The sequence below is a fragment of the Paracoccus sp. MC1862 genome, from assembly GCF_016617715.1.
In the GTDB taxonomy this organism is placed as follows: Bacteria; Pseudomonadota; Alphaproteobacteria; order Rhodobacterales; family Rhodobacteraceae; genus Paracoccus.
Window position 1 is genome coordinate 288,797 of sequence record NZ_CP067225.1, and the last position, 12,836, is coordinate 301,632.

10 protein-coding genes and 1 pseudogene are annotated in these 12,836 nt (G+C 72.0%); all 11 read left to right on the plus strand.

The annotated features are described in order from the left end of the window. Window positions 1–4 precede the first annotated feature (4 nt). On the plus strand, window positions 5–358 hold the full coding sequence (locus tag JGR78_RS01480) for a hypothetical protein (RefSeq protein ID WP_182793287.1): 354 nt from the start codon (window positions 5–7) through the stop codon (window positions 356–358). Continuing rightward, the gene (locus JGR78_RS01485; RefSeq protein ID WP_182793286.1) at window positions 348–971 is read left to right on the plus strand and encodes a hypothetical protein; all 624 of its coding nucleotides are present in this window, start codon (window positions 348–350) and stop codon (window positions 969–971) included. The genes JGR78_RS01480 and JGR78_RS01485 overlap by 11 nt, the downstream gene beginning before the upstream one ends. Then, window positions 968–1,576 carry a hypothetical protein gene (locus JGR78_RS01490; RefSeq protein WP_182805669.1) on the plus strand — a complete coding sequence of 203 codons (609 nt, stop codon included), beginning with the start codon at window positions 968–970 and terminating at the stop codon, window positions 1,574–1,576. The genes JGR78_RS01485 and JGR78_RS01490 overlap by 4 nt, the downstream gene beginning before the upstream one ends. 9 nt (window positions 1,577–1,585) lie before the next feature. Next, window positions 1,586–2,194 carry a PASTA domain-containing protein gene (locus JGR78_RS01495; protein WP_182793284.1) on the plus strand — a complete coding sequence of 203 codons (609 nt, stop codon included), beginning with the start codon at window positions 1,586–1,588 and terminating at the stop codon, window positions 2,192–2,194. Window positions 2,195–2,311: 117 nt separating this feature from the next. After that, window positions 2,312–3,007: a hypothetical protein gene (locus JGR78_RS01500; RefSeq protein WP_200559398.1), complete on the plus strand. Its 696-nt coding sequence runs from the start codon at window positions 2,312–2,314 to the stop codon at window positions 3,005–3,007. Between the two features lie 5 nt (window positions 3,008–3,012). Beyond that, a complete protein-coding gene (locus JGR78_RS01505; RefSeq protein ID WP_182805667.1) occupies window positions 3,013–5,286 on the plus strand; it encodes a S8 family serine peptidase in 2,274 nt (757 codons plus the stop codon). Window positions 5,287–5,437: 151 nt separating this feature from the next. Continuing rightward, the gene (locus JGR78_RS17935; protein ID WP_234450923.1) at window positions 5,438–6,253 is read left to right on the plus strand and encodes a peptidoglycan-binding domain-containing protein; all 816 of its coding nucleotides are present in this window, start codon (window positions 5,438–5,440) and stop codon (window positions 6,251–6,253) included. A 162-nt stretch (window positions 6,254–6,415) separates the two neighbouring features. After that, the gene (locus JGR78_RS01510) at window positions 6,416–8,491 is read left to right on the plus strand and encodes a M15 family metallopeptidase (protein ID WP_182805665.1); all 2,076 of its coding nucleotides are present in this window, start codon (window positions 6,416–6,418) and stop codon (window positions 8,489–8,491) included. A gap of 10 nt (window positions 8,492–8,501) precedes the next feature. Further along, window positions 8,502–10,295, plus strand: a complete 1,794-nt coding sequence (locus JGR78_RS01515; protein ID WP_200559399.1) for a peptidoglycan-binding protein — start codon at window positions 8,502–8,504, stop codon at window positions 10,293–10,295. Further along, on the plus strand, window positions 10,232–10,906 hold the full coding sequence (locus JGR78_RS01520) for a phospholipase D-like domain-containing protein (protein WP_182805663.1): 675 nt from the start codon (window positions 10,232–10,234) through the stop codon (window positions 10,904–10,906). The genes JGR78_RS01515 and JGR78_RS01520 overlap by 64 nt, the downstream gene beginning before the upstream one ends. A gap of 530 nt (window positions 10,907–11,436) precedes the next feature. Next, window positions 11,437–12,629 (plus strand): annotated as a pseudogene (locus tag JGR78_RS01525) (integrase core domain-containing protein); the annotation flags it as partial. Between the last annotated feature and the right edge of the window lie 207 nt (window positions 12,630–12,836).

The following is a 12,836-nucleotide window of genomic DNA, read 5'->3' on the forward strand; positions in this document are numbered from 1 at the left end:
CCGGGTGGCGGCCGAGGCGGAAGGCGCGGACGAAGCCGAGGCGCTGGGCTTCATGGCCGACGGCGAGGGCGGCTTCATCGGCGATCCGGCCAGCGCCTCGGATCGCGCCGCGCGGCTGTGGGACATGATGAACGAGGCGATGGCCGAACGGATGATCGAAACGATCAAGGCCGAGTATCTCGCCAGCGAAGGTTCCGAAGCCGAGGACGAGGGCGAGGACTGGGACGGCGAGGACATCGAGGATTGGGACGACGAGGTCGAATGGGCCGAGTTCATCGACGCGATGGACATGGCCGACCTGGCCGAGATGGACTACGCGCCCGAGCTTGATCCGATGGAGGCGCGCCATGCCTGGTGAGATCGAGGACATCGGGATGGCGGGCGGCGGCGATCATGGCGACGTGACGCAGCATCCGGCCGGGCCGCATCCCCCCGACGTGACGCTGCCCGGCCTGGCGCTGCTGGACGCGATCCGCAGCAATGCCGCGGACCCGGGCCGCGCGCTTCTGGGCGCGCTGGCGGGACAAGGGGACGGCGGCAGCGGCACGGACTGGCTGATGAAGCTGATGGCCGGGCAGGACGAGGCCGAGACCGACCGCATCCGTGAGGAACTGCGCGAGGAGGTCCGGGCCGAGCAGGCCGACGCCATCGCCGAACTCGGCGACACCGCCCGCCGCCTGTTCGCCGAACGCGAGGAGGTGCGCCGCCGGCTTGAGGAGCTGGCCGCCGCGCTGGGCGCCTGTCCGCTGTGCTTTGGCGAGGATCTGCTTTGCCCGACCTGCCACGGCGCGGGCGAACCCGGCGCGCGCGCACCCGATCCTGTCGCGTTCCCTCGCTTCGTCGTGCCGGCGCTCGATCGCGCGCGCGCGGTCATGCGCCGCACGGCTGCGCGCCGGCCGTGGCCGCAGCCGACCCCGAGGCCGCCGTCCTTCGACCCGGCCACGGTCAACAGAGGAGGAACCGCATCATGACTTATCCCTATGCTGACACCGAGGATCTGGATTTCGCCGAAGGCGAGTCTTGGGCCGGCGAGAACTGGCCCGGCGAAAACTGGGACAACTATTTCGAGGCCGAGAACTGGGAAGCCGCCCGCCGCCGGCGCGGCAGACCCCAGCGGCCCGTGCCCACCGCCAAGGGCGCCAATGCGTTCCGCGGCCGAGGCCCGAGTTCTGGCCCCGTGACGCAGGCGCAGCTTGCCGCCTCGCTGGCGCAGGTCCGGCAGGAGATGCAGGCCAATGCCACCGGCATCAAGACGCTGGACGGGCGCGTGCGGGCCGCCACGGCCAGCCAGCAGCGGTTCGAAACCGTCACCCGCAGGCAGGTGGACAAGCTGCGGTCGGATCTGAAGACCACGCAGACGCTGTCGGCGCTGATCCCGCTGCTGACCAGCGGAACCCAGTTCGAGAAGGTCGCCCCGCTGATCCACCTGGTCAGTCCCGACCTCGCGAGCGGGACCACCGCCACCGCGGCCGGCCCCGGCTCGTCGCCGGGCGGGCTGCTGGGCAACACCAACAATCTAATCGCCATCGGTGGGCTGCTTTATGCCACCGGCACCTTCGACAAGTCCAAGAAGTGAGGGGCGGTGATGGCAAACTACAATCCCCTGTTCGCCGGCTACATCACCAAGGAGGGCGGGCTGCCGGTGGACGAATGCATCGCCCTGACCGCCGCGGCCATGGTCATCCAGGGTCCGCTGGCGCTTGCCCCCGCGCTGGTGGCGGTCCAGCGCCACCGCGACATGGACAGATTGGACGGGTCCGGTTCGGACGGCTCGGGCGAGGTGACCGGGCCGGTGGGGCCGCCGCTCGTGGACGTGCCGGACCTTATCGGCCAGCCCCTCGACGACGTGCGCCGCCGGCTCAAGGAGCTGGGGCTGGTGCCCGATGTGTCCTTGCATGAGAGCGCCGACGACGAGAAGGGCATGGTCCTCGACCAGCCCCCGCCGCCGTCGGTGGGCGACATGGTGGACACCGGAACCATGATCGCCCTGAAGGTTGGCGCGGGCCAGCCGAAGCGCAACGAGACTCCGGGCGACGACGCCGCCGCGATCGCCGATCTGCGGCGCGACGTCGATGAGCGGCTTGGCAAGATCGAGCAGTCCATCGCCAAGCTGACGGAGATGGTGGCCAAGGCCGCCGCCTCGGTCGCACCGCCCACCGCGCAGGCCGGCGACAAGAAACAGGCGGGCGGCTAGGCGCCGCCGCCATCGACGGGACGCGTGCGGCTGACCTCTGCGCGCGTCCCGCGACCCGAGATTCACCCGCGTTCGCAAGGATGCGCCCGATGGAAAGGGGCCGCCGTGGAAAGCGCGTTGCACGAGCTTATCGCCGAGGGGCAGCCGGGCGACGAGGTTTCGGCGATCGCCCGCCTGCGCCCGGACGGGCTGATCCCGCCCGAGATGCGGGTGATCGCGCGCTTCGGCCGGATCGTCACCTTCCGCGCCCCCCGTGCCGCGATCGAGCGGATCTATCCGCTGATGGAAAGCATCAAGCGCCCGCAGCAATACACCATCACCTTGGAGGACGAGGGCGAAGACGGGACCGGGGCCGACCCGGACGGGAACGGGCGCGACGAACTCGTTTCCATCAGGCATGGCGCCAGCGGGGACGAGGACGCCGCCCTCGACGGGAGGCCGATGCCGGGCGACGGGCGGCGTGCGCCCGGCTGGCCCACCGGCAAGGGGGTGATCGTGGCCCATCTCGACTGGGGTCTCGACTTCACCCATCCCGTCTTCCGCAACCCCGACGGCAGCACCCGGCTGCTGGCGCTGTGGGATCAGGGCGCGGCCTATGACCCCGCCCGGCCCAACCGCTACGGCATCGGCCGCATCCACGACCGCGACCGGATCAACAGTGCGCTGCGCCGCGATGACCCCTTCGCCGCCTTCGGCTATCGCTGGTGGATGTCGGACCGCAAGGCCGGCAGTCATGGCACCCACACGCTGGGCATCTCGGCCGGCGGCATGGTCGAGGGGGCGAGCCGGGCAGGGCGCCCGAGGCCGACCTGATCTTCGTGGACCTGACGACCCGCACCCCGGAAGGACCGAGGCCGCTGGGCGATTCCACCGACCTGATCGAGGGCTGCGATTTGATCCTGAGGGTGGCGGGGGACCGGCGGCTGGTCATCAACGCCAGCCTTGGCCGGCAGGCGAGCCAGCACGACGGGCTGACCCTGACCGAACAGGCCTTCGACGCCATGCTGGCCGCGCGTCCGGGCCGCGCCATGACCATGAGCTGCGGCAACTACTACGCCCGCGCCGCCCATGCCCAGACCACCCTGGACCCCGGCGAGCAGCATGACTTCGCGCTGGAACTCGCCCCCGGCGACCGCCGCAGCGAGGTGGACCTGTGGTATCCCCGCGCCGACCGGCTGTCGCTGTCGCTGTCGGTGCGGGGGCCGGGCGGCATCCACGCCGGGCCGGTGGCCGGGGGCGGCAAGGCCGACGTGCTGCTGGAGGGGCGGGTGGTGGCGCGGCTTTACAACCGCCGCGACGATCCCAACAACGGCGACTCGCAAGGCTCGCTGTTCCTGCACGGCGATGCACCGGCCGGCGCCTGGACGCTGACGGTTCATGGGGAAGCCGTCGGAGACGGTCGCCTGCACGCCTGGGTGGAACGCGACCCCGCCGGGCCGGGCCGGCTGCGCTTTGCGGCGGATGATGCCGACCCGACCTGCACCGTGGGCACCATCTGCAACGGCTTCCGCACGATCGCGGTCGCGGCCTACGACGCGCATTCGACGGCGCGTGGACCCGGCCGGTTTTCCAGTGCCGGGCCGACGCGCGACGGGCGCACCAACCGCCCCGGCATCGGCGCGCCGGGGGTGCGGGTGCTCAGCACCCGCTCGACCCCGCGCGACCGCAGCCCGGCGCCGCGCTACAGCCGGATGTCGGGGACCAGCATGGCGGCACCTTATGTGGCGGGCACCATCGCGCTGATGTTCGCCGCCGCACGCCGCCCGCTGACCATCGACGAAACCCGCGACGCCCTGTTCGCCAGCGTCGAGCCGGTGCCAGACGCGCTGCGCCTGCGCTTTGGCGCGGGCTTCTGCGCCCCGGCCGCGGCGATTGCGCGGGCCGCCGCCATCCACGGACCGCCCGCCGCGGCCCCCGCCATCCCGACGGAGCCGCGCAGGCTGGTTCCGATCACCGACAGGGAGGAGATCACCATGGACGAGTTCGAGGACGACACCGACCAGACCGACGAAGCCTTCGATTGCGACGCCGATTCCGACGCCGAGCAGCAGGCCGCCGACGAGGCCGCCTCTGCGCCGCTGTACGAGGGCTTCGAGGAAACCATCCTGCCGGTGATGGAGGGAGAGGAGGAGGGCGAGGAGGGGGCGGAGGAGGATCCCGGCGCCGAATGGCAGCCCGAGGCGCAGGGCCGACGCCAGCGCAGCGGCTTTGGGGGCGGATTGTCGTTCCAGTTCCAGATCCCCCTCGGCGGAAGTGGCGGCCTTGGCCTTGGGATATCGATCGGCGCCCGGTCCAGCCCCTTTGCGCTCAGCGTGCCGCTGTCCTCGCCTGCTGCACCGAAGCCTTATCCACCCGCGCCTTACCCGGCGCAGCCTTATCCGGCCCCGCCTTACGCCGCGCAGCCCTATGCCGCACAGCCCATCGCGCCTGTCATGCCGGGCGAGCCGCCCGTGACCACCGCGCTCGACCTGCCGCCCGAGCCGGGCGATGTCGCCGCCGCCGCGCAGGCCGCCGCCGATGCGGGCGAGTTCGACCTGGCCGAGAACGAGACCTGCCCCGACTGCGCCGCCCGCGAAACCGAGGATCAGGCCGCGCTGACCGAGGCGCTTGCGCTCGACACCCTAGAACGCAGCTTCATGCCGGCGGACGCGGGCGAATGTGACGGCCGCTACGCCACCGAACGGATGATGGCCGAGGTCGCCTGCGCCGCCCGCTTCGGGTCGTCGGCCGAGATGCTTTCGGCCTTGGGCGAGGCCTTGGGTGACGGCGAAGCCGACGACAGCCCGACCCTGATCGCGCTGTTTCACGCACTTGCCGACCGCAACCTGCCCCAGCCGCGGTTGTTCGGCCGCAGCGTCCGCGTCCTGCTGCGGCCGGGGCAGCCCGTGGGCGATGTCGCGCCCCGGCGCGGGGATATGCTGCTTCGGGCGCTTCCGGGGGCAGGGTTGGGTGCAGGCGTCCTTCGTGGCATCGGACCGCCTTGTGGCCGGCGCGGATGCCGCGGCGCTGGGCTTCCGGGCCGAGACCGACCCGTTGCCAACGACCGGAGGCTTCGTCCATGTGGCGGAACTGTGGCCGGTCCGACGCGCTGAAGAGGACCGATTCCTGCGCCGCCTTTCCACCGGCGCGGGCCTGACTGCCCCCGACACCCTGCTGCTGCGTCTGGGCGTAGGCGACGCCGCCGAAACCTTTGGCGAAGACGAGCAGGACGCCGGGCTGGCGCCGGGCGCGTCCGGCCCTTCGGTGGCCGAGCTGCGACGGCGGCTGAACCTGCTGCACGCGCGGCGGACGACGCAGGGCCTTGCAGGCCTGCCCGACATGCCGCTGGCAGAGGATGGACGCTACGGTCCCCGCCTGCGCGCCGCCCTCGCGGCACTGCAGCGCATGGCCCCCGCTGGGCTGGTGCGCGCCATCGACGGGATCGCCGGGCCCGCCACGCTGAAGGCACTTGCGCTGCTGGAGGCGTCGCTGGCGCTCGTCTCGCCCTCGGCCCCGCCGACCCCACCAGTCCAGCCCACGTCCGGCGGCATCGCCGCGGGCGAGCTGGTCGAGGACCGGCTGCCGCTTCTTGCCAATCACCGTGGCACCCGTCCCGACCTGGTCCTGCGCTGGAACGCCATGCCGTCCGCGCCCGAACGCGTGGATATGGTGGTTCACCTGCACGGCTTTTGTGGTCGTCGGGCCGCCATGCGGATCGACCGGGACAAGCTGCCGGCAAGCGGCCTCGATTTCGCCGACCCGGACGCGCCGGGCAGCGTCGGGCGCAGCCGGCCGACGCTGGCGATCCTGCCGCGCGGCAACTTCTATGGCGGGCGCAGCGGCAGCGGCTATGACTTTCCCGCGCTGCTGGCGCCGGGCGCCTTGGAGCAACTGATCCGGCAGTCGCTGGCGCTGTTCGCCCGCGCGGGCGGGCTGGCGCCGGTCGCGGCGGGGCGGTTGGTCCTGACCGCCCATTCCGGCGGCGGCGCGCCTCTGATGCGGCTGCTTGCGGACCACGACCCCGACGAGGTGCATTGTTTCGATGCCCTTTACGGCGATCCTGCCGCGCTGATCCGCTAGGCCGAATCCAGGCTGCGCGGTCCGGCCGCCGGCGGGGGCGCGCTGCGCGTCCTTTACCGCGCGGGCGAGGGCACCGCCTCCCACAGCCAGGCCGTCGCGCGGGCGCTGGCGCCGCTGACGTCCTCGGACCCTGGCCTCGCCCGCCGCTATCGAGCCGATGCCGTGCCGCAGGCGCATAACGACATTCCCCGGCACTATGGCTGGCGGCTGCTGGCGGATGCCGGGGCCGCCATCGCCCCGGCGACCCGGCGGCGCGCGGCCTTGGGGGAATCCGACGAAGGCCGCTTCCCTGACATTGCCGAGCAGGCGGCGCCCGCCGGCGGCCTCGACCAGCCGCGCATCGACCTGCTCGCCTCGCGCGAGTTCGGCAATGCCGCCGAGTTGCAGGCGTGGTTTGCCGCCGAAGGAGGCTTTGCCGACTGGTTCAACCGCAATCTGGCCGGGCAGGGGCCGTTCAACCGCCCCGGCCGGGGCGGCGCATTGAGGATGCCGACCGGCGCCGCGCCCCGCGCCCGCTTCGACGCCTTCTGGGACCGGCTGTCCCGGGCTTACGGGCAGGACCGCATCAGCCTGCTGGATTTCGCGGCGCTGATGGCCATCGTCCTCAACGAGACGGACGGCGACTTTGCCGGGCGGACGGAATCCAGCGGCAGGGGAGGGGCCGGGCGCAGCGACGCGCGGGGCCCGCACCGGGGCCTTGCCTATTTCTTCGACCGGATCGAGCTGCATCCGGGCCATTTCAAGGCCAGCTACAACCATCTGAGCGGCGGGCGCACCGCAGGCTCGCTGTTCGACGATCCGCTGTATATCCGCGCCCATGGCAGCCTAGGCGGGGCCGACCGTCTTGCCGGGCAGGGCGGGGGCTTCGGCGGCGCGTGGCACGGGCACTATTACCCGCAAGACCAGGTTTCGACCGACGAGCGCGAGGCCGCCACCGCCTTCATCTGCGAGACCGATTTCCACAAGTTCCGCGGCCGGGCGGTGATCCAGACGACCGGGCGGGCCAGCTATCTGCGGCACGTGGGGTTCGTGCAGGGCTATAACGGCGGCGACCCGGCGATCCTCGCGCTGCGGCAGGCCTGGTCCGGGATGTCGGCGGACCAAGCCTGCACTATCAGCACCAACGACCAATGGGAGCGGTGGTTCGCGCTGCCCGACACGCTGGCGCTGGGCCTGCGCTTTCACGCCGGGCCGCGCGGCTATCAGCACATAGCGCGTTCGGCCGAGGCGCTGAACGCGCTGCCACCGGCCAAAGGCCGCCCGCCGAACGGGGCGATCGCCACGATGGGTCAGCGGATCAGCGGCAGCCGCGCCTATGGGGCGGGGATCTACCGCGACCGGGTGTTGGCGCTGATGGAGGCGATGGCGGCGCTGGCTGCGCCCGCGCGCCGCCCGCCGCAGGAGCCCGCGCGCCGTCCCTCGCCGCCTCCTTCCCCTCATCCGCCTCCCCCTCGCCCCGGGCAGGAGCTGGAGCATCGGCAGAACCGTCGCACTCCCGACCGGCCGCAGGGGGGCTCTCCTGCGCCTTCGCCGGTGCCACCGCCCGACGCGGGGGCTGCCCGCGCCCAATGGGACGCCAACCCCCGCACGCATGGCTACTTCAACAATAGCTTCGACACCTATCTGGGCTTCGTCCCGGCCTTTTCCGCGCGGGGCGTGGGCGATGCGGCGGGATACCTTGCCCGGAACATGACCCGGCTGACCTTCTTCGGGCGGCGGCAGGACGGGCACCGCGACCTTGCCGCACCGCTGGCGGCGGCCGAGGCGGCGCTGGCGGGCCGCAGCCTCGATCCGCCGGTCACCAGCTTCGGCTGCCTCAACGTGCGGTTCATCGCGGGCACGCGACGGCTCAGCTTTCACGGGCTGGGGCGTGCTGTGGACCTGAACCCGCGGGCGAACCCCCATGTGAAGCAGGCGGCCGATTTCCTGGTGATCCAGGCGGTGACCGGCGCCGACCTGCGGCGCGAAACCGATCCCGTGCGGCTGCGCGACCTCAGCGCGCAGTTCCAGCGCGGCTTCACCCCGGAATGGCAGGCAGCGCAGACCGACCGGGCCGTCGCACGGGCGCTTGCCGACCACGATACCCGCACCCGGCTGGAGGGCTATGCCCGCCGCGGCTTCTGCACGCTGGACCCCGCGCTGGTCGGGGCGCTGATGGCCGCGGGCCTGCGCTGGGGCGACAGCTGGTCCAGCAGCAAGGATTTCATGCATTTCGAACTGCCCGCCGGCACGGCGTGAGGGGGAGGCGATGATGGAACAGCAGCAGCTTTCCTGGGCGGGTCCACTGGCCGGAACGGCCGAGGCGGGGCCTGCCGATGTCGAGACCGTGGCCCAGCCCGAGCTTGCGCCCCCGCATGGCGCTGCAGGCGCCAGCACCATCCGCTGGTTGCAGGCAGCGCTGAACCGCGTCGGCAATGCCGGTCTCGCCGAGAATGGTGTGGCAGGACGGGCCACGTGCGAGGCCGTGCGCGGCTTCCAGGCGGCGCAGGGGCTGGCGGCGGACGGCGTGGCCGGGCCGCGCACGATGGCCGCCCTGCGCGCGGCGCTGGAGGATGGGGGCGGCGCGGCGGCACTGGCCGGGGACCGCGCCGCCTGCGCGGGTCTTCCTCAACGGCAGGTGCTGGACCGCTTCGCCTTCGGCCAGCCAGGCGTGCCGCCGATCCACCAGCCGCGCATCGACGCCATCGCGGCCTGCCTGCTGGCGAGCCTTGACAGTCCGACGCCGATGGACGGCCTTTCGCTGATCGGCCATACCGACCCGGTCGGCAGCGAGGCCGACAACCTCGCGCTGGGCCAGCGGCGGGCCGAAGCGGTGGCCGCGGCCATCGAGGCAAGCCTGCGGCGGCGGGCGGGAGGCCGGCCCTTCAGCTTCGTCTTCACCCCAAGCAGCCGCGGCGAAACCGAGCCGCTGGCCGATCCCGCCAGCAGCCGCCGGGTCGAGGTCGTGGCGCCCTTCGCCTTCCCGAAAATCGGCCCCCGCCCCGAACCGACGCCGCCGGTTCCGCCTGTGCCACCCTTCCGCTCGGACCTCGATCCGCCGCGCTGGGGGCCGATCCTTTCCCGCGTCATCGGTCCCCGCGCCACGATCCGCAGCGGCAATGCCGTGCGCCACCTGGTCGATGCCGAGAATCCCGGCGCGCCCGCGCTCGCCGGCTATCCGGCGATGGTGGACGCGATCCGCGGGGCGAGCGGCGGCGAGGCGTTCATCTACCTGCTCGGCTGGATCTGCGTGGACGACTTTCCGATGATAACCTGCGATGCCAGCAGCAAGCTGCGCGTCCTGCTGGCCGACGCCGCCGCGCGCGGGGTGCAGGTCCGCGCCGTCTTCTGGGAGGCCCCCATCATCTACCTGACCCAGCGGCGCCAGACGCAGGCCTCGGCGGACCGCATCAACGCGCTTCCCGGCGGCGGCGCGATCATCGACGGCGAAACGCTGCGGAGCGGCGCGCACCACCAGAAGCTGCTGGTCGTGGGCGACGGCCGGGGACTGGTGGGCTTCACCGGCGGGCTGGACGTCAACCCCGACCGGATCCTGCCCTCGACCATCACCTGTCCGCCCGTGCCGGTGGGCCGCGGCACGATCCTCGCCCGCGAGGACGAGACGGAGGTCTGGGACGGGGCGATCCCCGAGGCCGGCGGGGCGGTCTGGCCGGACGACTGGCCCGGCAACCCGCCGAACGTGGAAAGCATGAGCGGGGGCGGCGGAAGTCCCCTGCACGACGTCCACTGCCGGGTCGAGGGACCGGCCGCCTTCGACCTGCTGGGCACCTTCATCACCCGCTGGGACCATCACCCCGGCAGCCGCCGGATCGAGGCGCGCGCGCCCCTGCGCGGCCGCCGCGCGGCGGTGCCCGCGCCCCTGACCCGGCCGCTGCCGCCCGGCATCAGCAGCACGGGCGAAACCTGCTCGGCCTGGTCGGGCGCACGTTCAACCCGCGCTGCGGCTCGGGCTTGCCGCGCGAGCGGGACATCCGCGCGATGCTGCTGGCCGGGATCGCCAACGCGCGCCGCTTCATCTACATGGAGGACCAGTACCTGCTGAACCTCGAGGCCGCCCGCGCGCTGCCGCGGATTGCCCATCTGACGATCGTGATCGCCGCTTCGGACGTCAACGGCGACACCCCCTGCATCTGGACCTACCGGCGCGAGTTCGTCACCGTCCTGACCCGCGGCCTGACGCCGGACCTTGCCGCCAAGGTCCGCATCTTCCAGCTGGTCACGCCGCCGGTCCCGCCGGTGGCGCCGCCATGCTCGACCAAGCGCAAGGTGTTCCGCCCGACCTTCGGCCGCCACACCTATGTCCACGCCAAGGCCTGGGTGTTCGACGACGAGCTGGCGGTGATCGGCTCGGCGAACTGCAACCGCCGCGGCTGGGAACACGACTCAGAGCTGAACGCCTTCGTCTTCGACGACCGCGTGCCGGTGACGGCGGCGACCCGCAGCTTCGCCCAGCAGACGCGGATGAGCCTCTGGTCCGAGCACCTGACCCTGCCCGAGGCGCGGCTGGCAGACGGCGTCGCCAGCGCCTCGGCCTGGCTGCGGCCGCCGACGACCGCCCGCGTGCTGCCCTACTGCCCGGGGGACGACACCGACATCGCTGAGTTCAAATGCCCCCTTATCAAGGACAGCATTGTCGATCCCCCGGTAACGTGAGGTGCTGGTGGCAGCGCTGACTCACGCCGCCAATCATTTTCGGCAGACCCGGGATGGCTCATAGTATCCGACCCAAGATACTGCTGGGCCGCATGCTCGGTTTGAAGGCACTTGGAGAGTGAATCTGCCTCTGTCAGAGGGAGACTGCGGCCACGCGATCCGATCGTTATATGCTGGACCATTTCGACGGCATTGAGGCAGAAAGACCCCTCAGCTTGTCCTTTTATGATCGGCATGAAAGGAATCTCCCATGCGTAATAAGAGTCTGAATTCGGAATCTTCCGACGATCGTGACGTGGATCTTGATCGCCGGGAGGTACTCGCGTTGACCTGCGCCCCGTTGGTGCCTCGGTCATATCGAGAGTCTGCGGGTTTGAGATTGGTCGTCTTCGGGTGGATTTGAGGCAAGCGCGCCAGACGTGGCGCCATCAGGTAGCGCGAGCGTCCGGCGCCTTCCGCAGGAACTGGTCCGCCCCCTGGAAAGTGGTCCTCCCTGAAGCAGGCTTTCGAGCCGGATGGAGGCCGGCGGAATGTCGCGGAAGAAGCACGAACCCGAGGAGATCGTGGCCAGGCTCCGGCAGGTCGGCGTGTTGGTGTCGCGGGGCCGGTCGGTGGCCGGGGCGGTGCGCTCGATCGGCGTGACGCAGTTGACCTGCTCCCGGTGGCGCAAGGAGTTCGGCGGGCTGCAGGGCGATCGGGTCAAACGCCTGAAGGAGCGGGAGAAGGAGAACGGGCGGCTGCGGAAGGCCGTCTCCGGCCTGACGCCGGAGAAGCTGATCCTGCGTGGTGAGGCCTGTGGCCGAACGCCTCGGGCAACTTCCAGGCCCCGCGCGTCGCCGTGCCTGCATCGGGCAGGTCCGGCAGGAGTTCCGTGTCTCGGCGCGCCTCGCCTGCCGCGTGCCCGGCCCGCCTCGCTCGACCCGAGCCGGAAGGTGCCGCGCGGACGGGCCGATGAAGAGGCGCTGACTGCCGGCATCGTTGCGCTTGCCGCCCGGCAGGGGCGCTGCGGCCAGCGGCGGATCCCGGCCCTGCTCGGGCATGCCGGCCGGACGGGGAACGTGACGCGCGGCGCGGGGGCGAGGCCTGCGTCGACGGCGGCGGGAGGGGCTGACGGCGCCTGCGCCGCAACCGGGGAAGGCGCGGCTCCGGCGCGACGACGGATCGTGCCTCCGTCTGCGGCCAGCGCGTCCAGACCACGTCCGGTCTTGCGACTTCGTCGCGGCCCGGACCCATGACGGCGGGAAGTTCCGCATGCGCGACCTGATCGGCGGGTTCGCCCGGGAATCCCTGGCGCTCCGGCTCAGCCGCAAGCCGAACGCGCCGGCTGTCATCGACGTGCTGCCGGACCGGTTCCTCCTCCGCGGCGTGCCCGGCCCTGTCCGGCCGGACAACGGCCCGGCGTTCGTGGCCACCGCGCTGCGCGACCGGATCGCCGCGGCCGGCGCCGGAACGGCCTCTGTCGAGCCTGGATCCCCCGGGGAGGGAGGAGGATCAGGAAACGGTCCGGGGGACTGTGTGCCCGACGACGGGCCGCTGCGAGAGCTTCACCGCCAAGCTGCGCGACGAGCGGCTCACCGGCGACATCCTCTGCAGCCTCGCCGCGGCGAAGATCGTCCTCGCGGCGTGGCGCCGCCCTTGCACCACAAAGCGCCCGCATTCCTCCCCGGGCGAGCGGCCCCCCGCTCCCGAGGTCCCGCAGGGACCGCCTTCGCCACCCGGAGCATGGCGCCAGGACCCGTCATGCACCAAGATCGGAAAGGGACCACCCCAGCGGGGCTGGCCAACGCGTGGCGCAGCTGGTGCGGCCTGCGGACTCGACCCCGGCCATGATCCCGTGGTGGTCGGGACGCCGAGGATGCGGGCTTGCTTTTATCCCCGGGGTGACGACGCCTTCGGACATCATCCTTGCCGCGGTGGGTCGCCCGTCCAA

Bases quoted from the DNA above. Each gene is read 5' to 3' on its own strand.
- JGR78_RS01515 (WP_200559399.1), top strand. From the start codon at position 8,502: ATGATGGAACAGCAGCAGCTTTCCTGGGCGGGTCCACTGGCCGGAACG.
- JGR78_RS01485 (WP_182793286.1), top strand. From the start codon at position 348: ATGCCTGGTGAGATCGAGGACATCGGGATGGCGGGCGGCGGCGATCAT.
- JGR78_RS01490 (WP_182805669.1), top strand. From the start codon at position 968: ATGACTTATCCCTATGCTGACACCGAGGATCTGGATTTCGCCGAAGGC.
- JGR78_RS01495 (WP_182793284.1), top strand. From the start codon at position 1,586: ATGGCAAACTACAATCCCCTGTTCGCCGGCTACATCACCAAGGAGGGC.
- JGR78_RS01520 (WP_182805663.1), top strand. From the start codon at position 10,232: ATGCTGCTGGCCGGGATCGCCAACGCGCGCCGCTTCATCTACATGGAG.